Genomic DNA, 25028 nt, shown 5'->3' on the forward strand with positions numbered 1-25028 from the left:
GGTAGACAGTGGGGGCGAGTCCATACATAGCAGCTGGCGAAGCCTGCGTTCGGCTGCGAAGCAGTCGTAATGTCAGCGAACGCGGTACGTCAGATAGACCGCTTTAACAGGATTTGCGACTGCTGCGTCCGAACGCGGCCCGAACCGAACGCAGGCTTCGCCAGCTGCTACAGGTGATTTTCGCCAGACCTGGCTGGCGAAGTTTGGTTTAGCGGTCCTGCGCATCCTTGGCATCCGCTTCCGCGTTGCGTTCAGCGACGCGTTTGCGTTGCTCATCGGTCAGTTCGACCTTGTTGGCGGTGTCACGCAACATCATCAAACCACCAACGATCGAGCCGATTGCAACGATCAGAATTAACCAGGCATACCAAGGCATAGGGCTCTCCTTAAGGGCAGGCCGATTGGCGGGTTTCGCCAATCGATCGTGCATACCACTTTGAGCGATGGATTTTCGCACTGGTTCCATCGCAGTCATTCCATTCTATGCCTGTTATGACAGCAACACTTCGCCTGTTTAAAGTCCGGTCAGCATCGCGTCAGCCGGTGCATCGGCACGCAGTTGCGCCGTGAGCATGAAGTACACGAACCCCACCGCCATGAAGCCCAGGAAGATCAACCCGATCAAGGTGTTGAACCAGGCCATCGCCACCAGGCAGACCACCGCCAGCACCAGCGCAATCATCGGCACCAATGGGTAGCAAGGCGCGCGAAAGGTGCGCTCCAGATTCGGTTCGGTTTTGCGCAGTTTGAACAGGCTGAGCATGCTCATGATGTACATCACAATCGCCCCGAATACCGCCATCGTGATCATCGCTGCCGTCAGCGTCATGCCGCCCAGGTTGATCAAACCATCGCTGTAGATCGCGGCAATGCCGATCACGCCGCCGGCGATGATTGCCCGGTGCGGGGTCTGAAAACGTGACAACTTGGCCAGGGACGCCGGCAAGTAACCGGCACGGGCGAGAGCGAAGAACTGCCGCGAGTAGCCCAGGATGATGCCGTGGAAACTCGCCACCAGACCGAACAGGCCAATCCACACCAGCATGTGCAACCAGCCCGAGCTTTCGCCCACCACGGTTTTCATCGCTTGCGGCAGCGGATCGTTGATGTTCGACAGGGTGCGCCAGTCACCGACGCCGCCGGCAAAGAACATCACGCCCATGGCCAGCAGCACTACCAAACACATCGGAACCGGCCCAGCCGTTAAGCGCGAAATTGCCGAAGCTGAACGCCGGGGCGACCACGCCCATGAACACCAGCAGTTCGGCCACGGCCAAGACGCAGACGATCAACTCGAACGTCGCGGCCAGTTTCACCCCGAGGATGTTCAGGCCCATGAACACGATGTAGGCGCCGACTGCTGCGTGCTTCGGGTCGAGCGCGGGAAACTGCACGTTGAGGTAGGCACCGATTGCCAAGGCAATGGCCGGCGGGGCGAAGACGAATTCGATCAGCGTCGCCAGCCCGGCGATCAATCCGCCTTTCTCGCCAAAGGCGCGACGGCTGTAGGCAAAGGGACCGCCGGCATGGGGAATCGCCGTGGTCAGCTCGGTGAAACTGAAGATGAAGCAGGTGTACAGGGTGGCGACCATAAAGGACGTCACCAGAAAACCGAGCGTGCCCGCCACGCCCCAGCCGTAACTCCAGCCGAAGTATTCGCCGGATATCACCAGCCCGACCGCAATGCCCCACAGGTGCAGCGTGCCCAGCGTGGGTTTGAGTTGTGTGTTCATGCTGCCTTCGCGAGCAAGCCCGCTCCCACATTTGAAATGCGTTTACCCAGACAACGACGATCCCTGTGGGAGCGAGCTTGCTCGCGATGAGGCCCGCCCGGACACCGCTGTAACGCCGGCATAAACCCACTCTTTACGTTTTCTTTATGAACAGCCAACACCCTCGATCTCGTTCCTTTACAGCCTCCCTGCCGACAATGGCTCCACACGCGGCAATACGCCGTAACACGGAGAATTTCCATGAGCGTTCTGGACGGGGTGTCACTGCTTTTGGCAGTGGGGCTGTTCATTTATCTGTTGGTTGCGCTGTTGCGCGCGGACCGGAACTAGGAGCGGCTATGCACAGTTATGACTATTGGCTGATCCTCGCCTTCTTCGCCGTGGTGCTGATTCCGGCACCGTTCCTGGGGCGCTTTTACTACAAGGTGATGGAAGGTCAGCGCACGTGGCTTTCACCGATCCTCGGACCGGTGGAACGTGGCTGTTATCGGGTGGCCGGCGTTGATCCGCAGGCCGAACAGAGCTGGCAGAAGTACACCCTGGCCTTGCTCGCCTTCAACCTCGCGGGCTTTTTGCTGTTGTTCGCGATTCTGTTGTTCCAGGACCACTTGCCACTGAACCCGCAGAACCTGCCGGGTCAAGAGTGGACGCAAGCGTTCAATACCGCCGTCAGCTTTATGACCAATACCAACTGGCAGTCGTACAGTGGCGAAGCGACCCTGAGCTACCTGAGTCAGATGGTCGGCCTCACCGTGCAGAACTTCGTCAGCGCCGCCACCGGCCTCGCCGTGTTGGTTGCCCTGTGTCGCGGGATTGGTCGCAAGTCGAGCAAGACCCTCGGCAACTTCTGGGTCGACATGACCCGCGCCACCCTCTACGGCTTGTTGCCGCTGTGCCTGCTGCTGGCGCTGTATCTGGTCTGGCAGGGCGTACCGCAAACCTTCGCGCACTACGTGAATGCCGTGACGATGCAAGGCGTCGATCAGGTGATCCCGCTTGGCCCGGCCGCCAGTCAGATTGCGATCAAGCAACTGGGCACCAACGGCGGTGGTTTCTTCGGCGTCAACTCGGCGCACCCGTTCGAGAACCCAACGGCGTGGAGCAACCTGTTTGAAGTCGGCTCGATCATTCTGATCCCGGTGGCGTTGGTGTTCACCTTCGGCCACTACGTGAAAGACCTGCGTCAGAGCCGCGCGATCATCGCCTGCATGCTGGCGTTGTTCCTGATCGGCGGCGCCACGTCGCTGTGGGCTGAATACCAGCCGAACCCGACCCTGAACAATGTCGCCGTCGAACAGACCGCGCCGCTGGAAGGCAAGGAAGCGCGCTTCGGCACCACCGCCACGGTGCTGTGGTCGGTGACTACCACCGCGGCGTCCAACGGTTCGGTCAACGGCATGCACGACAGCCTTAACCCGCTGAGTGGCATGGTCGCGATGGTCAACATGATGGTCGGCGAAGTGATCTTCGGCGGTGTCGGTGCCGGGCTCTACGGCATGTTGTTGAACGTGTTGATCGCCGTGTTTCTCGCCGGCCTGATGATCGGCCGCACCCCGGAATACCTCGGCAAGAAACTGCAGGCCAAGGAGGTCCAGTTGCTGGTGGTGACCTTGCTGGTGATGCCGGTCGGCGTGCTGGTGCTCGGCGCGATTGCCGCGAGCCTGCCCGGTCCGGTCGCAGCCGTCAGCAACCCCGGCGCTCACGGTTTCAGCCAGTTGCTGTACGCCTACACCTCGGCCAGTGCCAACAACGGTTCGGCGTTCGGCGGCTTCGGTGCCAACACCGCGTTCCACAACTTGATGCTCGGCCTGGGCATGTTGATCGGTCGCTTCGGTTACATCCTCCCGGTTCTGGCCCTGGCCGGCAGCCTGGCGATGAAGAAAACCGCGCCGATCGGCCAGAACAGCTTCCCGACTCATGGCCCGCTGTTCGTGACCCTGTTGACCGTGACCATTTTGCTGGTGGGTGGTTTGACCTTCCTGCCGACATTGGCGCTGGGTCCTATTGCTGAACATTTGAGTTTGGCTGCTTTTGGGTTAAAGAGCTGAGGATTGAATGATGAATATGCCCGTAACTAAAACCGCCACCGTCAAGGTGCCAGAACAACCGAAAACCGCGATCTCGGCCCTCTGGCGCCCGGCGCTGGTGCAAGCCTTCGTCAAGCTCGACCCACGGCAATTGCAGCGTGCGCCGGTGATGCTGGTGGTCGAACTGACCGCGGTCCTGACCACCGTGCTGTGCTTCATTCCCGACGCGGCGGTGCCGACCTTTGTCGCCGCGCAAATCGCCTTGTGGTTGTGGTTCACCGTGCTCTTCGCCAACTTCGCCGAAGCCCTGGCCGAAGGTCGCGGCAAGGCCCGCGCCGACAGCCTCAAGGCCGGCAGCGAAGGCTTGAGCGCTCGACGCAAAACCAGTAACGGTGCCTTTCAAGTGGTGCCGGCCACCAGCCTGCGCAAGGGCGATGTGGTGCGCGTTGAAGTCGGGGAAATGATCCCCGGTGACGGTGAGGTGATTGAAGGCATCGCGGCGGTCAACGAAGCGGCGATTACCGGTGAATCGGCGCCGGTGATTCGCGAATCCGGTGGCGACCGCTCGGCCGTCACCGGCAACACCCGCCTGGTCTCCGACTGGCTGCTGGTGCGGATCACGGCCAACCCTGGCGAGTCGACACTGGACCGCATGATCGCCCTGGTCGAAGGCGCCAAACGCCAGAAAACCCCGAACGAAGTGGCGCTCGACATCCTGCTGATCGGCCTGACCCTGATCTTCCTGCTGGTGGTCGTTACCCTGCAACCGTTCGCCCACTTCGCCAACGGCAGCCTGCCGTTGGTGTTCCTGGTGGCGTTGTTGGTCACGCTGATTCCGACCACCATTGGCGGTTTGCTGTCGGCCATTGGTATCGCCGGGATGGACCGTCTGGTGCGCCTGAATGTGATCGCCAAATCCGGTCGCGCCGTGGAAGCGGCGGGGGACGTACACGTCCTGCTGCTGGACAAGACCGGCACCATCACCTTCGGTAACCGTCGTTGCACCGCGGTTTACGCGGCACCTTGCGTCACCGCCAAGGAACTCGCCGAGGGTGCGTTGTTCGCCTCGTTGGCCGATGACACGGCTGAAGGTAAATCCATCGTCGAGTACCTGCGCGGCACTCAGCCACAGCCTGAGCCGTCCACCGAACTGCTGACCGTTGTACCGTTCAGTGCCGAGACGCGCCTGTCCGGTGTCGACTATCAGGGCCGCGTGTATCGCAAAGGTGCGGTGGACTCGTTGCTGGCCTTCGTCGGCCTGAAACGCGCCGACCTTGCAGCGCCGCTGTCCCGGGAAATCGACAAGATCGCCCAGAGCGGCGGCACGCCGTTGCTGGTCTGCGCCGACGGTAAATTGCTCGGCGCGATCCACCTCAAGGACGTGGTCAAGCCCGGCATCCGCGAGCGTTTCGCCGAGCTGCGCAAACTGGGGATTCGCACGGTCATGGTGACCGGCGACAACCCGCTGACCGCCGCCGCGATTGCGGCCGAGGCGGGCGTGGATGACGTGCTGGCCGAAGCCACACCGGAGAAGAAGCTGGCGCGCATTCGCCACGAGCAGAACGACGGTCGCCTGGTCGCCATGTGCGGCGACGGCGCCAACGACGCCCCGGCCCTGGCCCAGGCGGACGTGGGCATGGCGATGAACGACGGGACGCAAGCGGCGCGCGAGGCGGCGAACATGGTCGACCTCGACAGCGACCCGACCAAGCTGCTGGACGTGGTGCAGATTGGTAAAGAACTGCTGGTGACCCGCGGTGCGCTGACGACGTTTTCCATCGCCAACGACGTGGCCAAGTACTTCGCCATCCTGCCGGCGCTGTTCGCCTCGATCTACCCGCAACTGGGCGTGCTGAACGTCATGCACCTGAGCAGTCCGCAGAGCGCGATTCTGTCGGCGATTGTGTTCAACGCCTTGATCATTGTGGTGCTGATTCCGCTGGCGCTGCGCGGTGTGCGGGTGCAAGCGGCGAGTGCGGCGGCGTTGCTGCGTCGCAATTTATTGATCTATGGGTTGGGCGGGCTATTGGTGCCGTTTGTGGGGATCAAGGCGATCGACATGCTGCTCACTGCATTGCATTTGGTTTGACCCTGGCGAGCGCTTCGCGCTCGATCGCGGGCAAGCCTCGCTCCTACAGGGTTTGAGGTGTTCGCAAAGCTCGTGTACGACGCCAACCCGTAGGAGCAAAGCTTGCTCGCGATGAATGCACCACGGTGCAGCTGAATGAACGCTGACTTGTTCACCGAATTCGAGGATTTTGAAATGTCCACAATGATACGCCCGGCCCTGAGCCTGCTCGTCCTGATGACCCTGATCACCGGCGTCGCTTACCCCTTGGTAGTCACCGGTGTCGCCCAGGTCGCATTCCCCGATCAAGCCAACGGCAGCCTGGTCCACGACGCCGATGGCAAGGTCCGCGGCTCGTCCCTGATTGCCCAGGATTTCGTCGGTGACGCCTGGTTCCATCCACGGCCATCGGCCGGTGCCTTTGCCACCGTGTCGAGCAGTGCCAGTAACCTCTCGCCGAGCAACCCGGCCCTGGCCACTCGGGTGATCGACGATGCCAATAAACTGCTGGTGCCGGGCCAGGGTCCGGTGCCATTGGCCCTGTTGACCACCTCGGGCAGCGGTCTCGATCCACACTTGCCACCGGCAGCGATTACCTATCAACTGGCGCGTGTTGCGGCCGCGCGCAATCTGCCGGTGGCGACCCTTCAGCAACTGCTGGAGGCGCACATTGAACAGCCACTCGTTGGCCCGCCAGTGGTGAATGTTTTGGCGTTGAACCTGGCGCTGGAAAACCTGTGGTAGACGATCGTTCCCACGCTCCGCGTGGGAATGCATCAATGGACGCTCTGCGTCCGCTTGGATGGGACGCGGAGCGTCCCGGGCTGCATTCCCACGCAGAGCGTGGGAACGATCAATCTGAAAAAAGAGAACTTCAAGCATGAGTGACTCCGGCCGCGCCGACGCGTTGTTAGCAGACCTGCCCCGGGATGGCCGTGGCCGGCTCAAGGTTTTTCTCGGCGCCGCGCCCGGTGTCGGCAAAACCTACGCCATGCTGCAAGCGGCCCACACCCAACTGCGCCAGGGTGTGAAAGTCATTGCCGGCGTGGTCGAAACCCATGGCCGCGCCGAAACCGAAGCGCTGCTCGGCGGCTTGCCGCAGCAGCCGTTGGTGCGCTCGGAATACCGTGGCGTGATGCTCGAAGAAATGGACCTCGACGGCTTGCTCGCGGCCAAACCGAAACTGGTGCTGGTGGACGAACTGGCCCACAGCAACGCGCCCGGCAGTCGCCACACCAAACGCTGGCAAGACATTCAGGAATTGCTCGCTGCAGGCATTGACGTGTTCACCACGGTCAACGTCCAGCACCTGGAAAGTCTTAACGACAAAGTGCGTGGCATCACCGGTGTGCAGGTCCGCGAAACCCTGCCGGACTGGGTGCTGCAAGAGGCCTACGAACTGCTGCTGATCGACCTGCCGCCGCGCGAGCTGCTCGAGCGTCTGCGCGATGGCAAGGTCTACGTGCCGGAGCAGGCGAGGGCGGCCATCGATGCTTTCTTCACCCAGACCAACCTCACGGCCCTGCGTGAGCTGGCGATGCAAACCGCCGCCGCTCAAGTCGATGATGATTTGGCCCAGGGCTATCGCCAGCTCGGCCAAGCGGCGCCGGCGGTACGCGGTCGCCTGTTGGTTGGTGTCGATGGCGATGCTCAGGCCGAGCGCCTGGTGCGTCACGCCAGTCGCGTCGCCCAGCGTCGGCATTTGCCGTGGAGCCTGGTGCATGTGGACAACGGCAGCGTGCGTGACGAGCAGTCGCGCCTGCGTCTGCAAAGTGCCCAGCAATTGGCCGAACGCCTCGGCGGCGAAGTGGTGTTGTTGCGCGCCGGAGAGGTGGCGAAAACCTTGATCCAGCACGCCGCCGAACGTCGCGCGAGCCTAGTGTTGGTGGGGCAGTCCCGGCAGCGGTTGCGTCGGCGATTGTTCGGCGGCGGTCTGGCGTCACGTTTGCTGCGCGATGCGCGCGGGTTGGAAATCAACGTCCTCGACAGCGACCACGAACAGCATCAGCCGCGTCAGCGTTCGGCGCAGACGCTGGTGTGGTTCGACTACGCGCTGGCGCTGATGGCGACGGTGCTCGCCAGCGCCTTGGCCTGGGCGGTGGCGAGTGTCTTGCCGCTGCCCAATATCTCGCTGGTGTTTCTCGCCGCGGTGTTGCTGGTGGCGGTGCGCAGCAGCCTCGGCCCGGCGCTGGCCTGTGCGGCGTTGTCGTTTCTGACCTACGACTTTTTGTTCATTCCGCCGACTTTCTCTTTCAGCATCCAGCGCGAAGAAGACGTGCTGACCTTGCTGTTCTTCCTGCTGATGGCGGCGCTCACCGGTAACCTCGCGGCCCGACAGCGGCGGCAGTTACAAGCCCTGCGCGACACTCAGGAAGAAACCACCGAACTGCTCGACCTGTCACGCAAACTCACTGCCGCCACCGACCGTCAGGCGGTGGTCAGCGCAGCGGCCCAGCACCTCAACGGCTGGAGTGATCTGCAACTGTGCCTGCTCAATCAAGACGGGCAGGGCGGCTGGAAAGTCGAAACCGGTGGGCCGCTGGAGTTTTCCGAAGCCGAGCGCGCTGCCGCTGATTGGGCCTGGCAACATGATCAACCGGCCGGCGCGGGCACCGGCACGCTGCCGTTCGGACGCTGGTGGTGGTGGCCGTTGTCGGTGGAAGACGGGCCGCTGGCATTGCTCGGTGTGTGTGCCAAAGAGGGCCAGACCCTGAGCGGGCAGCGTCGCCGTTTGTTGACCGCGTTGAGCCAGCCGCTGGCCCAGGCGCTGGCGCGTGCGCAATTGGCCGAGGACCTGGAAGCCGCTCGGTTGCACGGCGAAACCGAGCAACTGCGCAGTGCCTTGCTGGCCTCGGTGTCCCACGATTTGCGCACGCCGCTGACCTCCATGCGCGGCAGCATCGACAGCCTGTTGGCCCTCGGTGAAGCGATCCCGCTGGAGGATCGCCGCGAACTGCTCGAAGGCACTCGCGATGAAGCCGAACGCCTCGATCGCTACATCCAAAACCTGCTGGACATGACCCGCCTCGGGCACGGCGCCCTGAAGCTGGCGCGGGACTGGGTGTCACCGGCCGACATCGTCGGCAGTTCGCTCAATCGTCTGCGCGCCGTGCTGGCGCCGTTGCAGGTGACCACCGAAGTGCCGCCGCAGTTGCCGCTGCTTTACGTCCACGCCGCGCTGATCGAACAGGCGCTGGTCAACGTGCTCGAAAACGCCGCGCGGTTTTCACCGCCTCACGGTCGCCTGCAATTGCGCGCCGGAGCCGATGACAGCGAGCTGTTTTTTTCAGTGAGCGATGAAGGGCCGGGGATTCCGCAGGAAGAACGGGCGAAGATTTTCGACATGTTCTACACCGCTGCGCGCGGTGATCGTGGTGGACAGGGCACCGGACTGGGGCTGGCGATCTGTCAGGGCATGGTCGGTGCCCATGGCGGGCGGATCAGCGTCGCCGATGGCATCGAAGGGCGGGGCACCTGCATCACGGTGCACCTGCCGTTGCAGGCTCAGCCGGCCTTTGAAAATTAAGAGCCGAAAGTGAAGCCTGATCGTGCTTGCGTTACTCTCTTGCCACTTCTTTGTGTTGATGTGAATTCATGAGCCAGACCGCGACCATTTTGGTCATTGATGACGAACCACAGATCCGCAAATTCCTGCGCATCAGCCTCGCCTCCCAGGGCTATAAAGTGCTCGAAGCCGGTACCGGAACCGAAGGCCTGGCCCACGCTGCGCTGAATAAACCGGACCTGCTAGTGCTTGACCTCGGCTTGCCGGACATGGACGGCCAGCAAGTGCTGCGCGAGTTTCGCGAGTGGTCTAAGGTGCCAGTGCTGGTGCTCTCGGTGCGTGCCAGTGAAGGGCAGAAAGTCGAAGCCCTCGATGGTGGTGCCAACGACTACGTGACCAAGCCGTTTGGTATTCAGGAGTTTCTGGCCCGGGTTCGTGCGTTGTTGCGTCAGGCACCCGCGGGAGAAGCTCAATCGGCGGCGCTGACGTTCGGCCCGTTGACCGTCGATCTGGCTTATCGCCGGGTACTGCTCGATGGCACCGAAGTCGCGCTGACCCGCAAGGAATACGCGGTGCTGGCGCAACTGGCGCGGCATCCGGGGCGGGTGATCACCCAGCAGCAACTGCTCAAGGACATCTGGGGGCCGACCCATACCGAGGACACTCACTATTTGCGGATTGTGGTCGGGCACTTGCGCCAGAAACTGGCAGACGACCCGACGCAGCCGCGGTTCATCGTCACCGAAGCCGGGGTTGGGTATCGGTTGTTGAGTGAGGGCAGCCTTTAGTTTTAGTGTTGAATGATCCGGCGCCATCGCGGGCAAGCCCAATCAACGCAAACCTCAGCTCAAACCGCCATAAAACTCCACCACTGGCATCTGCCGTTTCATCAACACCTTGCCATCACGCACCGAATACAGCGGCAGGCCCTGGCTGCGGATCACCTCGTAATCGCTGTCCGCCGACAGAATCAGCAAATTCGCCGGCCGCCCGCGTTCCAGTCCATACCGATCACCGAGGTTCATGGCCTTGGCGCTGTTGTCGGTGACCAGGTCCAGCGCGCTTTGCAGGTTGCGGTAACCGAGCATGTGGCAGATGTGCAGACCCGCTTCGAGCACTCGCAAGATGTTGCCGTTGCCCAGCGGATACCACGGGTCGACGATCGAATCCTGGCCGAAACACACGTTCATCCCCGCTTCCAGCAATTCATTCACTCGGGTCACGCCCCGGCGTTTCGGGAAGTTGTCGAAGCGCCCTTGCAGGTGAATGCTTTCGGTGGGGCAGGAGACAAAACTGATCCCCGAATGCCCGAGCAGGCGAAACAGTTTGGCGCAGTAAGCGTTGTCGTAAGAGCCCATGGCCGTGGTGTGGCTGGCGGTGACCCGCGAGCCCATATCGCGGCTGCGGGCTTCTTCGGCCAGCACCTCCAGAAAGCGTGAGTGCGGATCGTCGGTTTCATCGCAATGCACATCCACCAGGCAACCGGTGCGCTCGGCCAGGTCCATCAGGAATTTCACGGAGCTCACGCCTTGATCGCGGGTGTACTCGAAATGCGGAATGCCGCCGACCACATCGGCGCCCATGCGGATCGCTTCTTCCATTAACGCCCGACCGTTGCGGTACGACTCGATGCCTTCTTGCGGGAACGCAACGATCTGCATGTCGATCAGGTGACGGCTTTCCTCGCGTACTTCGAGCATCGCCTTCAGCGCAGTGAGCTGCGGGTCGGTGACGTCGACGTGGGTGCGTACGTGCTGGATACCGTGGGCGGCGAGGGTCTGGATGGTTTTCTTGGCACGGGTTTTGGTGTCTTCCTCGGTGATCGTCACCTTGCGCTCGCCCCAGCACTCGATGCCTTCGAACAGCGTGCCACTCATGTTCCAGCGCGGCTCGCCGGCAGTGAGCGTTGCGTCGAGATGGATGTGCGGCTCGACGAAGGGCGGCACCACCAGGTTGCCGCCGGCGTCCAGATCATCGGGGCCCAGGGTGGGTGCTTCGGTCTGTCGGGCGATGCTGCTGATCAGGCCGTTTTCCAGGTGCAATTCATGCAGGTCATCTTGGTTGCGCAGGCGGGCGTTGATGATGTGCATCAGGCGAATCCTTTTATAGATCTTGTAATGGTGCGTTGGCAGTACGGGCACCCAGCACGCCGGCAACGTACTGATCACCGCGCCGGGGAGTGTTGCAGGGGTCGTGCCAAACGTGGATTGGAGTAGTTATTTTAGTCGAGCAGGGAGACTTGGCCCGGGGAGGGCTCGAAAGCGGTGCCGCTGACGGAACACAGGACCCATGTGGGAGCGAGCTTGCTCCCACAGTGGATTTTGTTTCGTCAAGAGGATTTGTGTTGCAGCAAAAACCGCAGCAACGCCGCGACGATCGCTTCCGGTGCATCTTCCTGAACCAAATGCCCGGCATTGGGAATGGGGTGAAATTGCGACCCTGGAATCATTTGATGCAACGCCCGCCCACGCTCGATGGGAATCCACTGATCGTCTTCCCCCCAAAGAATCTGCACCGGGCAGCGAATCGTCGGGTACAGCCCTTCGGCCTCACGGGTATAACGCTCATCCATCTGCGCGATCTGCCGATAGAACGCCGCTTGCCCCGGATCGCCCAGCCACGGCTGCACGTAAGGCGCGAGTTCGTCGTCCGGGATTTCACGCTTGATCGCCCCGCGAAGATAGGCCGGCACGATCGCCTGTTGAATGTCATCAGGCAGGCCACTGAACGCCGCCTCATGCTGACGCACATGCTGCACAAACGGCGAACCCCAGGGCGTCAGCGCCACAGGATCAATCAACGTCAGGCTGCGGTAGTCCTTGCCGTTCAGCAGGTGAGCACGCAGGGCGGTGGCGCCGCCGAAGTCGTGAGCGACGACGTCTGGTCGCCCAAGCCCCCAGTGATCCAGCAAGTGAGCCAACAGGTCGTTTTGCACACCCAGCGACACATCGCCCTCGATTTTCTCCGATTGCCCATAGCCCAGCAGGTCGAAGTAATGCACCCGGTGCGTGGCGATGAAGTGCGGCGCAATTCGGTGCCACACATAAGAAGAGAAGGGCGTGCCATGTACGAACACCAACGACGGACCGTCGCCCCGTACGGCGTAGCGAATGGAGTGCCTGTTGAAGCGATAGGTCTGAGCCAGCGGCCAGTCAGTCATGCGCGTGTCCTCTTGGCGTGTTCGAGCCAAAAGCATAGGCATAAAAAAACCACCGGTCTCGGTGGTTTTTTTGATCTATTGGCTTACTCGCCGTGATAGATACAGCCGCTGGTGCACGTCTCGTGGATACGGATCGCGCTGAGTTCCGGCAGCAGAGGCTTCAATTCACTCCAGATGAATTTGGCCAGGACTTCACTGGTCGGGTTTTCCAGGCCGGGAATGTCGTTCAGGTAGTTATGGTCCAGGCGCTCATAGAGCGGCTTGAAGATCGCCTTGATTTCCGAGAAGTCGCGGATCCAGCCCGTGTGCGGATCGAGGTCGCCGCTAAGGTGAATCGCCACTTTGAACGAGTGACCGTGCAAGCGGCCGCATTTGTGGCCTTCCGGCACGTGGGGCAGGCGGTGGGCGGATTCGAAGGTAAATTCTTTGAAGATTTCCAAGGGGTTTGAGCTCTGTCAGGTGGCGATCGCCGCAGCGATTTGGGCAGGCGGCGAGTTTAACAGTTTGCGTTTGGCATTGCGGGAAAACACTGACTAAAGGGTCAGCAAGCGCTCCCCGAGGCGACCGCTGGCGGCCAGTTCGAGGAATTCGTCACCGAGCCTGCGGCTTTCATCCATCGTCGTGCGCCAGTATTTCTGCCGGCTCGGGGCATCGCCCATGAAGCGCTTGAAGTCGTTACGGTCCGGGAGTTTGCCGTAGGGCAGGCGCGCCAGGTATTCTTTCGACGGTGACAGCAACAGGACATCCTGCAAACGCGCAGGACAAGCGCGGCGCCACGGCAGGGTCTTGTCGAACCAGCCGGGAATGACCCGGTCGGTGAAATGCGGGTAGAGCACGATGTCGTTGCCGCTGTAGGGCAGGTCGAGGTGATAGTCCAGCAGACCGCCATCGCGAAATGTCCCTATACCTGCGCCCGGCAGGTCACGCACGCCTTCCATCACCATCGGGATCGAGCCCGAGGCGAGCAAGGCCTGGCGCAGGTTGCCGACCTGCAGCGCAACGAAGCGCGAGGGGAAATCGTTCAGTGCATTGACCGGCGGTGCCCGGCGCGGATCGTGGATGATCAGCCGCTCGAAATGCCGCGACAACCGCGCACGCCCCCGCAGGTTGTCGGCGATCACCGCTGACAGGCCCAGCCCCAGTCGGCCGCGATGATCGTCCGCCAACAAGCCGTGGCTTTTGACCAGCATGATGTTCAGTCGGTAATGAGCGTTGTCCAGAATCGAGGCGTCGCGGCCATCGAGCAGGTCATCGAGCATGCGCCGGGAGCTCTGGCTGATCTGCGCCATGGTCACGCCCTTGGCGAAGTTTTGCTCGGTGTAGAGGTGACCGAGGCGGCGGATGCCTTCGGCGGCATCCGGTAGACAAGCGCTGGCGAAGCGCCAGGAACCCACCGACGCACCGATCAGCGAACGTTCCCGGGGCGCCGCCGGTAGCCATTCACCGAACAACGCCAGGTCCAGACCTTGAATCCCCAACGCCTTGGGACCACCGGCGGCACCTGGCAGTGTGCCGACATCGGCGGCGCTCAAACCGTTTTCACGGATGCGCGCGAAGGCGCGAGGGCCGGCCTTGAGGGTCAGGGAGGGGAACTTGATGTGGATGGCGGTCATGCCGGTCTCAATAGTTGGCGAACGTGCGGATTATAAACGCGTCGCACCCGATCAATGTAGCTGCCTGATATTGATGTCAGGTTGTCATGACCAATGATGGCAATTCAGTTTCAGTTAAGTTCAGATCGCTAAGGTGGCTTACACCGGCAACACACAAAAAAAACGGAGACACCCCATGAAAACCCTGACTGCCCTGTTCACCGCGTCCATCATTGGCATGACCGCCAGCATTGCCCACGCTCGCGACCTCGGCCCCGACGAAGCCCTGAGACTGCGTGACGCGGGTACCATTGTGTCTTTCGAGAAGCTCAACGCCACCGCTCTGGCCAAACATTCCGACGCCAAGGTCACCGCAACCGAGCTGGAGGAAGAGTATGGCAAGTACATCTATCAGGTGGAATTGCGCGACCCACAGGGCCTTGAGTGGGACCTGGAATTGGACGCTGTCAGCGGGCAGGTTCTCAAGGATCATCAGGATACGTAATGAAGGTGTCTTCTTTTTCACATCGGTGCGCGAGCGGTCGAATGGCCCTGGCGCTTCTGGCTTTTTGCTCGGTGGTCATGGCCCGCGACCTGGATCAGGACGAGGCCCTGCGCCTGCGTCAACAGGGCGTGATCCTGCCCCTGGAGCAGCTGTTGCAGCAAGCGCTGGACCGCTATCCCGGGGCCAAATTGCTGGAAGCCGAGCTTGAAGAGAAACACGACGTCTACGTTTATGAAGTCGAGCTGCTGACCACCGACGGCGTGGTCCGCGAACTGGACCTCGACGCCACCACTGGCCAGTTATTGAAAGACAAGGAAGATTGATCGATGCGTTTGCTTCTGGTGGAAGACCATGTGCCGCTGGCCGACGAATTGATGGCCGGCCTCAATCGGCAGGGGTACGCCGTGGACTGGCTGGCCGACGGTCGCGATGCGGTGTATCAGGGCAGCAGCGAGCCTTATGACCTGATCATCCTTGACCTCGGTCTGCCAGGTTTGCCAGGACTCGACGTGCTGAGCCAATGGCGGGCCGGTGGCTTGGCCACCCCCGTGCTGATCCTCACCGCCCGTGATTCCTGGGCCGAACGGATCGAAGGCCTCAAGGCTGGCGCTGACGACTATCTGACCAAACCCTTCCACCCCGAAGAGCTGCATTTGCGGGTCCAGGCGCTGTTGCGCCGCTCCCATGGCCATGCCAACCAGCCGACACTCAAGGCTGCCGGACTGCACCTGGACGAAGGCCGTCAATGCGTGACCCGCGACGGCGCCGACATTCAGCTCACCGCCGCTGAATTCCGTCTGCTGCGTTATTTCATGCTGCACCCCGAGCAGATTCTTTCCAAAAGCCACCTCGCCGAACACCTCTACGATGGTGAAACCGAGCGCGACTCCAACGTGCTCGAAGTCCACGTCAACCACCTGCGGCGCAAACTCGGGCGCAGCGTTATCGAAACCCGTCGTGGCCAGGGTTACCTGTTCGGCGGGCAAGCCCAGTGAGGTCGATCCAGCGCCGCTTGAGTCTGGGGCTGATCAGCGTGATGGTGATCGTCGGCCTGGTGCTGGCGCAGACCAGCCTGTGGCTGTTTGAAATGGGTTTGCAGCGCTACCTCGAAGCCGGCCTGCGCAACGACAGCGAAAACCTGCTGGTGGCGCTGGTGCGTGGGCCGCAGGGGTTGCAGCTGGATGAGCGGCACCTGTCACCGGCCTATCAGCGACCGTTTTCCGGGCATTACTTCCGCATCGACTTCGCCGACAGCCATTGGCGCTCCCGTTCGCTATGGGATCAGGACATGCCGCGCCTCGACCATGCCGGCCTGCACAGCAACCTGCAATTGGGGCCGGAAGGGCAGCAATTGCTGGTGCTGCGGTCGGACTATCGACGGCTCGGCCAATCAATTTCGATCAGCGTGGCCCAGGATTACACGCCGGTTCGCGAGAGCTTCCTGCGTATGCAACAGGTGGGTCTCGGTCTGGGATTGGCGGGGTTGCTGCTGATTCTGCTGCTGCAACGGATTACCGTGCGCCGCGCCTTGCGCCCACTGGAAAAGGCTCGTGAGCAGATCGCCCAGTTGCAGCAGGGCCAGCGCTCGCAACTCGATGATCAGGTGCCGGTAGAGCTTGAACCGCTGGTGGCGCAGATCAACCATTTGCTCGCTCACACCGAAGACAGCCTCAAGCGCTCGCGCAATGCGCTGGGCAATCTCGGCCACGCCTTGAAAACCCCGCTGGCGGTGTTGTTGAGCCTGGCCTCAAGCGAGAAGCTCGACGCGCATCCGGAACTGCGCAAGGTGATTCAGGCACAACTGGAGCAGGTCCAGCAACGACTCAATCGTGAACTCAATCGCGCACGGTTATCCGGCGATGCGCTGCCGGGGGCGTTATTTGATTGCGATGCGCAATTGCCGGGGTTGTTGGCGACGTTGAACATGATCCATGGTGAGCATCTTGAACTCAGCTACCGTGCACCGGCCGGTTTGCAACTGCCGTGGGACCGTGAGGATTTGCTCGAACTGCTCGGTAACCTGCTGGACAACGCCTGCAAGTGGGCGGATGCCGAGGTTCGGTTGAGCGTGGTCGAGACGGCCGAAGGGTATGAGTTAAGCGTGGAAGACGATGGGCCGGGGATTCCCGAACACCAGCGCGATCAGGTGTTCAGCCGGGGGACTCGGCTTGATGAACAGACGGATGGGCATGGGTTGGGGTTGGGGATCGTGCGGGATATCGTTGATACGTGGGGCGGGGTGTTGCGGTTGGAGGAGAGTGAGTGGGGCGGGTTGAAGGTGATGATCGAGTTGCCCAAGCGCTGATCGTTCCCACGCTCTGCGTGGGAATGCATCCCGTGACGCTCTGCGTCACCTCCAGAAGCGGAACGCGGAGCGTCCCGGGCGGCATTCCCACGCGGAGCGTGGGAACGATCATTTGAGGGGGTTAAACGCGAAATTGATCCATCAAACTCTGCTGCTGATTCGCCAGGCTATTGAGCGACTGACTCACCCGCGCCGACTCATTGGCCTGCTCCGACAGCGACTCCGTCACATCCCGAATGGTCGCCACATTGTTGTTGATTTCCTCAGCCACCGCGCTCTGCTCTTCCGCAGCAGAAGCAATCTGTAAGTTCATGTCGCTGATCACCGTCACCGCCTCACCAATCTGCCGCAGCGCGGTCACCGCCTGACCCACCTGCTCGACACTGCCCTGAGCCTGGCGGTGGCTGTTGTTCATCGAGCCGACCACGTCCTGCGTGCCGCTCTGCAACTGCTCGATCACCAGACGGGTTTCTTCGACAGACTCCTGGGTCCGGCGTGCCAGGTTGCGCACTTCATCGGCCACTACGGCAAAACCGCGTCCGGCTTCACCGGCACGAGCGGCCTCGATGGCGGCGTTAAGCGCCAGCAGGTTGGTCTGTTCGGCGATGGCCCGAATCACTTCCAGCACCGAGCCGATCTTCTCGCTGTTGGCCGCCAGGCCTTCGACTTGAACCATCGCCGCGCTCATGTCGGCGGCGAGGTTGTCGATGCTGGTGGTGGTGCGGTCGATCACGGTCAAACCGCGACGGGTTGCCTGATCCGCATCCCGCGCCGCCTGTGCTGCTTGCGCTGCGCTGCGAGCGACGTCTTGAGACGTGGCGCTCATTTCGTGGGACGCGGTCGCGACCTGATCCACCTGACGGTATTGCTGTTCCATGCCGGCGCTGGTCTGCGTGGCGATGGCGGACGACTGATCCGCCGTGCTGCGCGCATCCTGCACCGAGCGTTTAACCTCGGCGATGATCGGTTGCAGCTTGTCGAGGAAGCGGTTGAACCAGCCGGCCAATTGGCCCAGTTCGTCTTGTTTGTCGTAGGCCAGGCGCCGGGTCAGATCGCCTTCGCCGCTGGCAATGTCTTCGAGCATGTGTGCCACACCCAGGATCGGTTTGGTCACGCTGCGGGCCATCAGCCACACCAGCAACAGGCCAATCAACGCGGCCAGCACACCCAGGCCGAGTTCGACCAGGGTGCCGGCGGTGTTGCTGTCATCAAGTTGTTTTTTCAGCGCTTCGGCTGGGCCGACCAGGACTTTCTCCGGCACATCGAGCAGCACGCCCCAGGACTTGCCACCGGGAATTGGCTGGAACGGCGACAGCACTTTGAGCTGTTGATTATTGTGCAGGCTTTCGGTCTTGCTGCTGGCGGCGAGCAGGCGGATCAGCTCGGCACCGTTGGTTTTGTCCACGGCATCCAGGCGCTGGCTGAGCTTGCTGGCGTCCGGGCTGTAGCCGGCCAGCAAACCGACCGGGCTAACAATGCTGACGTTGGTCTGGCCGTCATAGAGCTTCTTGCTCGCGCTCTGGCTGATGGCTTGCAGGCTGTTGAGGTTGATGTCCACCGACAGCGAAGCGATGACTTTACCGTTGACCATCAGCGGGAAAACGATGCTGGTCATTAGCACATTCTGGCCATCGATCACATAGAAGTAAGGTTCGATCACGCAGGGCTTGAGGGTCGTGCGCGGGCAGGTGAACCAGGCGTTGGCCGGTTCGCCGCTGGGGCCGGTGCGGGTGTCGGCCATGTCGCTTTCGGGCAGCGCCATGGACGTCACCTTGCCCGGAGTCGGTTGCGACCAATAAAGGGCGAAACGGCCCTTGTCGTTGCTGCCCAGCTCCGTTTGACCAGCGAACAGATCGTCCTTGCCATCCAACGCATTGGCTTCGAACACCAGCGACAGACCGAGCAGTTCCGGGTTGGCTTGCAGGGCCGACTTGACCTGGCGAGTCAGGTCTTCACGCAGGTCAAAGGCATCGAGGAAGCGCTTCTCGGCCTGGTCGCGCAGGAACAGCACCTGACGCGAAAAGCCGTGGCCATATTGATAGGCATCCATGAACTGCTGGCGAATCCCCAGCGCCTGGTTTTCACCCTGGGATTCGATCCGGGCCTGGGCGGCTTCGGTGAGCATCTCCATGCTCGAGGCTTTCACCAGCGCGGAGCTGTGCTCCATGCGATACAGCGAAAGACCCACCAGCAGGGTCACGATACCCGCCAGGCAAAGCCCGGCCAGCAGGGTGATTTTCCATTGAATGGAAAGTTGTCTGAGCGACATGGAGACGTCCTTTATTCGGTAAATATCTGAGACTTTGCACTGTAGCGGCGGCAAATCGGCTTTCTTGAGGCTTGCAGCTTGCGGCTGCTTCCTTCAAAGTGCGCGCCCTCTAATAAAACCCTCTCTTTAATCCGCTGGCGGCTCTTTGCAGACTGCCGGCCGGGCTCATTCCGTTTGCCTTGAGGTAACAATGATTAATGCAGTAATTGCCGCGGTTGGCGTCATGCTGATCCTCAGCCTGTCCCGCGTGCACGTAGTAATCGCGCTGATCGTAGGCGCGCTGGTGGGTGGTTTGACCGGTGGCCTGGGCATCGACGCGACACTGAAAGCCTTCAACAGCGGCCTCGGTGGCGGCGCGACGGTCGCGTTGTCCTACGCTTTGCTCGGCGCTTTCGCCGTGGCCATTGCCAAGTCCGGCCTGGCCCATGCCCTGGCAGACAAAGCCTTGCTGATGGTCGACCGTCAGCACGCCAGCGGTGGCCGTCAGGTCAAATGGCTGTTGATCGGTTTGTTGTGGGTGGTGGCCATCGCGTCCCAGAACATCTTGCCGATACATATCGCCTTTATTCCGTTGCTGGTACCGCCACTGTTGTATGTCCTGACCAAGCTGCAGCTGGACCGCCGGCTGATTGCCTGTGTCATAACGTTCGGTTTGATTACGCCGTACATGTTCCTGCCCGTGGGTTTCGGCAACATCTTCCTTAATGAAATCCTGCTGGCCAACGTCGCCCGTAGCGGTGTGGACATCAGCGGCATCAACGTCACCCATGCCATGGGTATTCCGGCATTGGGCATGGTCGTCGGGCTCGCGGCGGCGTTTATCAGCTACCGCAAGAAGCGCGTCTACGACCTGGAAAAGATCGAGCAAGTCGAACAGGTCGCGGTGCAGTACAACCCGCTGAGCCTGATGGTGGCCGGTCTGGCTATCGCAGCAGCGTTCATCATTCAGCTGCTGCTGGACTCGATGATCATCGGCGCGCTGACGGGTTTCCTGATCTTCTCGGTATCGGGCATTGTGAAGTGGCGCGACACCGATGACCTGTTCACCGAAGGCATGAAAATGATGGCGATGATCGGCTTCATCATGATCGCCGCGTCCGGGTTTGGCGAAGTGATTAAAGCCACCGGGCAAGTGCAAACGCTGGTCGAAACATCGGCTTCATGGATCGGCCACAGCAAAGCCATTGGCGCGTTGCTGATGTTGTTGGTGGGCCTGTTAGTGACCATGGGCATCGGCTCGTCGTTTTCCACCGTACCGATTCTGGCGGTGATTTTCGTGCCGTTGTGCGTGCAACTGGGCTTCAGCCCATTGGCGATCGTTAGCATCGTCGGCACCGCCGGCGCGTTGGGCGATGCCGGTTCGCCAGCTTCGGATTCGACCCTCGGCCCGACCTCCGGTCTGAATATCGACGGCCAGCATCACCACATCTGGGACACCGTGGTGCCGACCTTCCTGCACTACAACCTGCCGCTGCTGGCGTTTGGTTGGGTGGCTGCGATGGTCCTGTAACCGCATTCAACTTTTGATCCGGCATGCCGTTAAAGCCTTTAACCACGCCAATAAAATCAAAAGAGTGAACCGTATGCGCATGAGCCTGAAGGCTAAAGTCCTGTCCCTTGCCATCCTCCCGGTGTTGCTCTTTGCGCTGGTCATCAGCCTGACCACGCTGTTCATTCTGCAGGAGCAGGCCCGCAAGGAAGTCGAGGAAACTCGCCAGCGCCTGCTCAGCGATGCCAAGGCGACGCTGCAAAGCTACGTCGCCGTGGCCATGACCACGATCAAACCGCTCTACGATGCGGCCGCCCCCGGTGATGACGCAGCGCGGGCCCAGGTGGTCAAGCTGCTGTCGAGCATCACCTACGGCAAGGACGGCTACTTCTTCGGCTACGACTCCAACACCGTGCGCCTGTTCAAGGCCAGCAGCCCGGAAGGCGTGGGCCAGAGCTTCAAGGACAACCGCGATCCGAACGGCGTCTACGTCAACCGCGACCTGGTGAAAGTCGCCAAGGATGGCACTCACTACCTGCAATACAGCTCGCCACTGCCCGGCAACACCCAAGTGCTGGTGCCTAAACTGGGCTACACCGAATACCTGCCGAAGTGGGACATGGCGGTCGGTACTTCGGTGAACCTTGACGGTATCGAAGCACAAGTCGCGCTGGTTGAGGCCAAGGTTCAGGAGCGCATGCAAGGCGTGGTGCTGAGCATCGTCGGGATTGCCGTGGTGGTGCTGTTGGTGATCGCCGCCGCCGGGCTGCTGCTGGCCAACACCATCCTGCGTCCGCTGAACCTGATGAAAGACAACCTTGATGACATCGCGGCGGGCGAGGGCGATCTGACGCGTCGCCTGACCATCACCAGCCAGGACGAACTCGGCGAACTGGCCGGCTCGTTCAACCGCTTCGTCGACAAGATCCACGGCCTGGTGCGCCAGATCACCGAAATGACCTCGCAACTGACCGGGCTGGTGAATCAGGTCTCCGACCAGGCCCAGCGTTCGGATCAGGCGATGGAACGTCAACGTCACGAGACCGATCAGGTCGCCACGGCGATCAACCAAATGTCGGCGGCGGCCCAGGAAGTGGCGAAGAGTGCGCAAAACGCGGCGGTGGCTGCCCAGCAGACCGACGAAGAAGGCCAGGCGGCCAAGCGCGTGGTCGCCGGCAGCATTGTGAAGATTCATGCGTTGGTGGACGACATTCGCAGCAGCGGCGTGTCCCTCGACAGCCTGCAAAAAGACGTGTCGTCGATTGTCAGCGTGCTCGGCGTGATCCGTTCGATTGCCGAACAGACCAACCTGCTGGCACTCAACGCCGCCATTGAAGCCGCCCGCGCCGGTGAGGCCGGTCGTGGTTTTGCCGTGGTCGCTGACGAGGTCCGAGCGCTGGCCAGTCGCACGCAAATCAGTACTCAGGAAATCCAGGGCATGATCGACCGCTTGCAGGCCGGTACCCAATCGGCCGTGGAAGCGATGCGCCGCTCCAGCGAGGCTGGCGACGGCACATCCGCTCAGGCCAACGAAGCGGGTGCGTCGCTGGATACCATGGCCCAACTGATCGGTACCATTAATTCGATGAACGCGCAGATCGCCAGCGCTGCCGAAGAGCAAACCGCCGTGGCCGAAGAGATCAACCGCAGCGTGCATCAGATCGCCGTGGCCGTGGACAGCGTGGCCGATGAAACCCAACTCGGCGCCCAGACCTCCCGCAGCCTCGCCGACCTCGGTCAACGCCTGGGCAAACTGGTGGGTCAGTTCCGCATCTGAGCCGCGACGCATCACTTGTAGCAGCTGACGCAGCCTGCGTTCGGCTGCGCAGCAGTCGTAAACCCTGTGCTCGCGGTTTACCTGATACACCGCGCTGCCTGATTTCACGACTGCTGCGCAGCCGAACGCAGGCTGCGCCAGCTGCTACAGGGGGTTACAGCCTGTCCCAATACGGTACGGCCCCAAAACACTCAACATAGAAATCGATCACCGTCCGCACCTTCACCGACAACCGTCGGCTGCCGGGCCAGAGCACGGCAATCTGCGGTTCAAGGCTGTTGGACACCTGATACGCCCCGAGCACCGGCACCAGCGTGCCGTTGCGCACCGCTTCACCCATCAGCCACGATGGAAACATCACCAACCCCAAGCCTTGTTCGGCGGCTTGAGTCAGGGTGTCGGCGTGGTTGCCGGTGATCGGTCCCTTCACCGAGTAGGGCGTCCAGTCCTGCTGATCCTTGCGGAAAAACCAGCGTTGCTGGCCGGTCACGCCTTTGTAGGCTAGGCACTGATGCGCTGCCAGCTCTTCGGGATGTTGCGGTGTGCCGTGACGCTCCAAATAGGCCGGGCTCGCGGTGACTTGAAAGCGATGGGGCGCCAGAATGCGCGCCATTGTTTACTTCAGGCAGGTTTTCTCTATGCACACTTCTTCAATCGACGACGTTGGCGTTGTCGCCTCGCCGACCACCCGGCCAGGGTTGCGGCTGTTGCTGCTGCCGCTGGTGATTCTGGCCGGTATGGGCCTTTCCGTGGAGGCCGGTTTGCTCGGGCCGATGTACGTGATCGTGCTGACCCTGGCCACGCCGCACATCGGCATTGCCATGACGATGATCGCGATCCTTTCCGGGCAGGTCGGCAAAAGCGTGTTGATCGACCACTTCGGCTGGTTCGGCGCCACACGCAAAAAGGTCAACGGTGAACGTTGGCTGGCTTTGTTGCTGATTGTCGTGGCACTTGTTCTGATCGCTTGGGTTGATGATGAATCTGATTATTTTGTTGGCGGGGGTCGTGGCCGCCGGTGCGGTGTTGAGTGTCCAGGCGGCGATCAATGGGCGGCTGGGCGAAACGGTCGGCGTGTTGCGCAGCAGTTTGCTGACCTTCGTGGTCGGTGCAGTGACCACCGGGCTGCTGATCGTGTTTTTCGAGCCGGCCCATGCCGTGAGTTTGCTGGACGTGCCGAAATGGCAGCTCAGCGGCGCGCTGTTCGGGGTGGTGTACATGATGGTGATGGTCGGCGCGGTGCCACGGGTCGGCACGGCGGTGGCGGCGATCGTCGGGCAACTGGGGATGGGGATGTTGATTGATAACTTCGGCTGGCTGGGGAACCCGGCGATCGAGTTGTCGAGTAGCCGGATGCTGGCGATGGTGTGTCTCGCGTTGGCGTTGGTGTTCATGTATCGCAGCAGTACGCGGCAGGGCTGACGCAAGCTCCTACACTGGTGGTACGGGTCGTATTTGCGAGACCCGGACGACCACAACCCTGGAGTCAGACACATGATCAACAGTGACAGTAAATGCGACTGCCCCAAATGCTCCTGCAAACTGGGCGAGCACCCGATCGCACGCCACGGCAAGCACTATTGCTGTGAAGCTTGCGCCAAGCACCACGAACATGGCGAAGAATGTGCCAGCAAGGGCTGCAAGTGCGCCAAAGGCTGACATCAGCCACGCACAGAACGTGGAGCCTATTCGGGCTCCACTTCCAGTTTCAGACTTTGATCTTCCAGCCGTTCGGTATGGCGGATGATTCCATTGAGTCGTCGTCCATCCACCTTCACCAACACCGTCTTTGCCTGTTCCAGATCTTGCGGTATAGGGGACTGGATGCGTAGTGCGAAGCGGGTCGGGTCATGCTCGACTTGTTCAAGGCCGACCTGACACTCGGCACTTTTGGTGATTCGACCGAACAGCGTATCGAGGCCGTAGTCGAGGTGTGCCGTGCGAGTGAGTTGCGTGGTTTTCATGCGCCGATCCCTCCAACTATCCAAAGCTGCGCCATCCGTTAATTCGCCGGCCGCCACTTGACGTTTTCCACGCCGAATTTTTCCGCCATCGGCTTGCTGGTTTTTTGCACCTTCTCTCGACCGAAGCGAGGGATTCTTCCGACCCCCGCGTCGCAACTCGCCCAATGCCAGGCCTCCGCGTTATCCATCTTGTCCAGGCGGATGATGAAAGACTTGGGCGCGCCATGAAGGGTGTATTCAATGACGAAAAGTTTTGCGTTGTTCATAGAGCCCGTATTCCTCCCTGTGGTAATACAAGGATCGTCTGGGTTACCGAAAATTCACTCGGATTGTCAGATGAATGCCGCCAGTAGCGACAAGGTTGGTGGCTCGTTACCCTGCAATCTCTGAAACCCCCAATGATTGCGGTCCATGGCCTTGCCGCCCACCCAGACCTGAGTGACACCGATGCAGATGCGCAATATCTACCTTCGGTCGTCATTCCATCCCTGTAGATACTCTGTTCACAGTCAAGCCTCGGGAACGCCTGTCTCCCACGCCGACCAGTTCTTCAAAATCTCCTGCACCAACGGATTCCCCGTCAAGCCTGGTCCAGAGCCTCGTGCACCGAAGTATTAACGTATTAATGTAATTA

At 61.2% G+C, this 25028-nt stretch carries 23 protein-coding genes and 3 pseudogenes; 15 read left to right on the forward strand and 11 right to left on the reverse strand.

The features are described from left to right. Positions 1-208 precede the first annotated feature (208 nt). Both QK293_RS06760 and QK293_RS06765 read right to left on the reverse strand, forming a co-directional pair. Positions 209-376, reverse strand: a complete 168-nt coding sequence (locus tag QK293_RS06760; protein ID WP_009050155.1) for a DUF2897 family protein — start codon at positions 374-376, stop codon at positions 209-211. 138 nt (positions 377-514) lie between these two features. After that, positions 515-1733, reverse strand: a pseudogene (locus tag QK293_RS06765) (amino acid permease). A gap of 240 nt (positions 1734-1973) precedes the next feature. Between QK293_RS06765 and kdpF the strand changes: the two are divergent. From kdpF to QK293_RS06795, 6 genes are all read left to right on the forward strand, one after another. After that, positions 1974-2063 (forward strand): K(+)-transporting ATPase subunit F, encoded by a 90-nt coding sequence (kdpF, locus tag QK293_RS06770; protein WP_007899818.1) that lies wholly within the window; start codon positions 1974-1976, stop codon positions 2061-2063. An 8-nt stretch (positions 2064-2071) separates the two neighbouring features. Continuing rightward, positions 2072-3781, forward strand: coding sequence for a potassium-transporting ATPase subunit KdpA (gene kdpA / locus QK293_RS06775; RefSeq protein WP_282376376.1), 1710 nt, complete (start codon positions 2072-2074; stop codon positions 3779-3781). Between the two features lie 10 nt (positions 3782-3791). After that, on the forward strand, positions 3792-5849 hold the full coding sequence (gene kdpB / locus QK293_RS06780) for a potassium-transporting ATPase subunit KdpB (RefSeq protein ID WP_282376377.1): 2058 nt from the start codon (positions 3792-3794) through the stop codon (positions 5847-5849). A gap of 174 nt (positions 5850-6023) precedes the next feature. After that, positions 6024-6572 carry a potassium-transporting ATPase subunit KdpC gene (kdpC, locus tag QK293_RS06785; protein WP_282376378.1) on the forward strand — a complete coding sequence of 183 codons (549 nt, stop codon included), beginning with the start codon at positions 6024-6026 and terminating at the stop codon, positions 6570-6572. A gap of 136 nt (positions 6573-6708) precedes the next feature. After that, complete coding sequence (locus QK293_RS06790) at positions 6709-9354, forward strand: sensor histidine kinase KdpD (RefSeq protein ID WP_282376380.1); 2646 nt, start codon at positions 6709-6711, stop codon at positions 9352-9354. A gap of 68 nt (positions 9355-9422) precedes the next feature. Then, positions 9423-10121, forward strand: coding sequence for a response regulator (locus QK293_RS06795; RefSeq protein WP_282376381.1), 699 nt, complete (start codon positions 9423-9425; stop codon positions 10119-10121). Positions 10122-10175: 54 nt separating this feature from the next. Here the strand turns inward: QK293_RS06795 and codA are convergent, their stop codons facing one another. The 4 genes from codA to QK293_RS06815 all read right to left on the reverse strand — a co-directional run bounded on the left by codA (position 10176) and on the right by QK293_RS06815 (position 14106). Beyond that, positions 10176-11423 (reverse strand): cytosine deaminase, encoded by a 1248-nt coding sequence (codA, locus tag QK293_RS06800; protein ID WP_282376382.1) that lies wholly within the window; start codon positions 11421-11423, stop codon positions 10176-10178. Positions 11424-11662: 239 nt separating this feature from the next. Then, positions 11663-12493 carry an alpha/beta hydrolase gene (locus QK293_RS06805; protein ID WP_282376383.1) on the reverse strand — a complete coding sequence of 277 codons (831 nt, stop codon included), beginning with the start codon at positions 12491-12493 and terminating at the stop codon, positions 11663-11665. Positions 12494-12576: 83 nt separating this feature from the next. Continuing rightward, a complete protein-coding gene (queD, locus tag QK293_RS06810) occupies positions 12577-12933 on the reverse strand; it encodes a 6-carboxytetrahydropterin synthase QueD (RefSeq protein WP_282376384.1) in 357 nt (118 codons plus the stop codon). A 93-nt stretch (positions 12934-13026) separates the two neighbouring features. Then, positions 13027-14106 (reverse strand): patatin-like phospholipase family protein, encoded by a 1080-nt coding sequence (locus QK293_RS06815; RefSeq protein ID WP_282376386.1) that lies wholly within the window; start codon positions 14104-14106, stop codon positions 13027-13029. 175 nt (positions 14107-14281) lie between these two features. Here QK293_RS06815 and QK293_RS06820 point away from each other — a divergent pair, with 175 nt between their 5' ends. The 4 genes from QK293_RS06820 to QK293_RS06835 are packed head-to-tail and all read left to right on the forward strand — an operon-like array spanning position 14282 to position 16895. Next, positions 14282-14590, forward strand: a complete 309-nt coding sequence (locus QK293_RS06820) for a PepSY domain-containing protein (RefSeq protein ID WP_282376388.1) — start codon at positions 14282-14284, stop codon at positions 14588-14590. Continuing rightward, positions 14590-14913: a PepSY domain-containing protein gene (locus QK293_RS06825; protein WP_282376390.1), complete on the forward strand. Its 324-nt coding sequence runs from the start codon at positions 14590-14592 to the stop codon at positions 14911-14913. Before QK293_RS06820 ends, QK293_RS06825 begins: the two co-directional genes overlap by 1 nt. Positions 14914-14916: 3 nt before the next feature. Beyond that, positions 14917-15585 carry a response regulator transcription factor gene (locus tag QK293_RS06830; RefSeq protein WP_282376391.1) on the forward strand — a complete coding sequence of 223 codons (669 nt, stop codon included), beginning with the start codon at positions 14917-14919 and terminating at the stop codon, positions 15583-15585. Beyond that, entirely contained in the window at positions 15582-16895 is a 1314-nt protein-coding gene (locus QK293_RS06835) for a sensor histidine kinase (RefSeq protein WP_282376392.1), read from the forward strand. The genes QK293_RS06830 and QK293_RS06835 overlap by 4 nt, the downstream gene beginning before the upstream one ends. 121 nt (positions 16896-17016) lie before the next feature. On the opposite strand, the gene QK293_RS06840 is transcribed toward QK293_RS06835, so the two are convergent. After that, complete coding sequence (locus QK293_RS06840; protein WP_282376393.1) at positions 17017-19164, reverse strand: methyl-accepting chemotaxis protein; 2148 nt, start codon at positions 19162-19164, stop codon at positions 17017-17019. A 193-nt stretch (positions 19165-19357) separates the two neighbouring features. Here QK293_RS06840 and QK293_RS06845 point away from each other — a divergent pair, with 193 nt between their 5' ends. Both QK293_RS06845 and QK293_RS06850 read left to right on the forward strand, forming a co-directional pair. Then, positions 19358-20674: a Na+/H+ antiporter NhaC family protein gene (locus QK293_RS06845; RefSeq protein WP_282376643.1), complete on the forward strand. Its 1317-nt coding sequence runs from the start codon at positions 19358-19360 to the stop codon at positions 20672-20674. A 73-nt stretch (positions 20675-20747) separates the two neighbouring features. Continuing rightward, complete coding sequence (locus QK293_RS06850; RefSeq protein WP_282376395.1) at positions 20748-22430, forward strand: methyl-accepting chemotaxis protein; 1683 nt, start codon at positions 20748-20750, stop codon at positions 22428-22430. A 154-nt stretch (positions 22431-22584) separates the two neighbouring features. On the opposite strand, the pseudogene QK293_RS06855 reads toward QK293_RS06850, so the two are convergent. Next, positions 22585-23040: pseudogene (locus QK293_RS06855) on the reverse strand (substrate binding domain-containing protein); the annotation flags it as partial. A gap of 28 nt (positions 23041-23068) precedes the next feature. On the opposite strand from QK293_RS06855, the pseudogene QK293_RS06860 reads away from it, so the two are divergent. From QK293_RS06860 to QK293_RS06870, 3 genes and pseudogenes are all read left to right on the forward strand, one after another. After that, positions 23069-23398 (forward strand): annotated as a pseudogene (locus QK293_RS06860) (DMT family transporter); the annotation flags it as partial. 7 nt (positions 23399-23405) lie between these two features. Further along, positions 23406-23852 carry a DMT family transporter gene (locus QK293_RS06865; protein WP_282376396.1) on the forward strand — a complete coding sequence of 149 codons (447 nt, stop codon included), beginning with the start codon at positions 23406-23408 and terminating at the stop codon, positions 23850-23852. A 72-nt stretch (positions 23853-23924) separates the two neighbouring features. Further along, positions 23925-24089: a metallothionein gene (locus tag QK293_RS06870; protein ID WP_282376397.1), complete on the forward strand. Its 165-nt coding sequence runs from the start codon at positions 23925-23927 to the stop codon at positions 24087-24089. 26 nt (positions 24090-24115) lie between these two features. Here QK293_RS06870 and QK293_RS06875 read toward each other — a convergent pair whose 3' ends face one another. The 3 genes from QK293_RS06875 to QK293_RS06885 all read right to left on the reverse strand — a co-directional run bounded on the left by QK293_RS06875 (position 24116) and on the right by QK293_RS06885 (position 24855). Continuing rightward, positions 24116-24394, reverse strand: a complete 279-nt coding sequence (locus QK293_RS06875; RefSeq protein WP_282376398.1) for a hypothetical protein — start codon at positions 24392-24394, stop codon at positions 24116-24118. A gap of 38 nt (positions 24395-24432) precedes the next feature. Next, positions 24433-24660: a DUF6555 family protein gene (locus tag QK293_RS06880; RefSeq protein WP_008152143.1), complete on the reverse strand. Its 228-nt coding sequence runs from the start codon at positions 24658-24660 to the stop codon at positions 24433-24435. A 66-nt stretch (positions 24661-24726) separates the two neighbouring features. After that, complete coding sequence (locus QK293_RS06885) at positions 24727-24855, reverse strand: hypothetical protein (RefSeq protein WP_282376402.1); 129 nt, start codon at positions 24853-24855, stop codon at positions 24727-24729. Between the last annotated feature and the right edge of the window lie 173 nt (positions 24856-25028).

Source organism: Pseudomonas sp. AL03 (assembly GCF_029960815.1).
Classification (GTDB): domain Bacteria; phylum Pseudomonadota; class Gammaproteobacteria; order Pseudomonadales; family Pseudomonadaceae; genus Aquipseudomonas.

What these genes read in the sequence shown, in the direction of transcription:
- QK293_RS06760 (WP_009050155.1), bottom strand. Translation starts at nt 376, where the DNA reads ATGCCTTGGTATGCCTGGTTAATTCTGATCGTTGCAATCGGCTCGATC.
- kdpF (WP_007899818.1), top strand. Translation starts at nt 1,974, where the DNA reads ATGAGCGTTCTGGACGGGGTGTCACTGCTTTTGGCAGTGGGGCTGTTC.
- kdpA (WP_282376376.1), top strand. Translation starts at nt 2,072, where the DNA reads ATGCACAGTTATGACTATTGGCTGATCCTCGCCTTCTTCGCCGTGGTG.
- kdpB (WP_282376377.1), top strand. Translation starts at nt 3,792, where the DNA reads ATGAATATGCCCGTAACTAAAACCGCCACCGTCAAGGTGCCAGAACAA.
- kdpC (WP_282376378.1), top strand. Translation starts at nt 6,024, where the DNA reads ATGTCCACAATGATACGCCCGGCCCTGAGCCTGCTCGTCCTGATGACC.
- QK293_RS06790 (WP_282376380.1), top strand. Translation starts at nt 6,709, where the DNA reads ATGAGTGACTCCGGCCGCGCCGACGCGTTGTTAGCAGACCTGCCCCGG.
- QK293_RS06795 (WP_282376381.1), top strand. Translation starts at nt 9,423, where the DNA reads ATGAGCCAGACCGCGACCATTTTGGTCATTGATGACGAACCACAGATC.
- codA (WP_282376382.1), bottom strand. Translation starts at nt 11,423, where the DNA reads ATGCACATCATCAACGCCCGCCTGCGCAACCAAGATGACCTGCATGAA.
- QK293_RS06805 (WP_282376383.1), bottom strand. Translation starts at nt 12,493, where the DNA reads ATGACTGACTGGCCGCTGGCTCAGACCTATCGCTTCAACAGGCACTCC.
- QK293_RS06815 (WP_282376386.1), bottom strand. Translation starts at nt 14,106, where the DNA reads ATGACCGCCATCCACATCAAGTTCCCCTCCCTGACCCTCAAGGCCGGC.
- QK293_RS06820 (WP_282376388.1), top strand. Translation starts at nt 14,282, where the DNA reads ATGAAAACCCTGACTGCCCTGTTCACCGCGTCCATCATTGGCATGACC.
- QK293_RS06825 (WP_282376390.1), top strand. Translation starts at nt 14,590, where the DNA reads ATGAAGGTGTCTTCTTTTTCACATCGGTGCGCGAGCGGTCGAATGGCC.
- QK293_RS06830 (WP_282376391.1), top strand. Translation starts at nt 14,917, where the DNA reads ATGCGTTTGCTTCTGGTGGAAGACCATGTGCCGCTGGCCGACGAATTG.
- QK293_RS06840 (WP_282376393.1), bottom strand. Translation starts at nt 19,164, where the DNA reads ATGTCGCTCAGACAACTTTCCATTCAATGGAAAATCACCCTGCTGGCC.
- QK293_RS06850 (WP_282376395.1), top strand. Translation starts at nt 20,748, where the DNA reads ATGCGCATGAGCCTGAAGGCTAAAGTCCTGTCCCTTGCCATCCTCCCG.
- QK293_RS06865 (WP_282376396.1), top strand. Translation starts at nt 23,406, where the DNA reads ATGATGAATCTGATTATTTTGTTGGCGGGGGTCGTGGCCGCCGGTGCG.
- QK293_RS06870 (WP_282376397.1), top strand. Translation starts at nt 23,925, where the DNA reads ATGATCAACAGTGACAGTAAATGCGACTGCCCCAAATGCTCCTGCAAA.
- QK293_RS06875 (WP_282376398.1), bottom strand. Translation starts at nt 24,394, where the DNA reads ATGAAAACCACGCAACTCACTCGCACGGCACACCTCGACTACGGCCTC.
- QK293_RS06880 (WP_008152143.1), bottom strand. Translation starts at nt 24,660, where the DNA reads ATGAACAACGCAAAACTTTTCGTCATTGAATACACCCTTCATGGCGCG.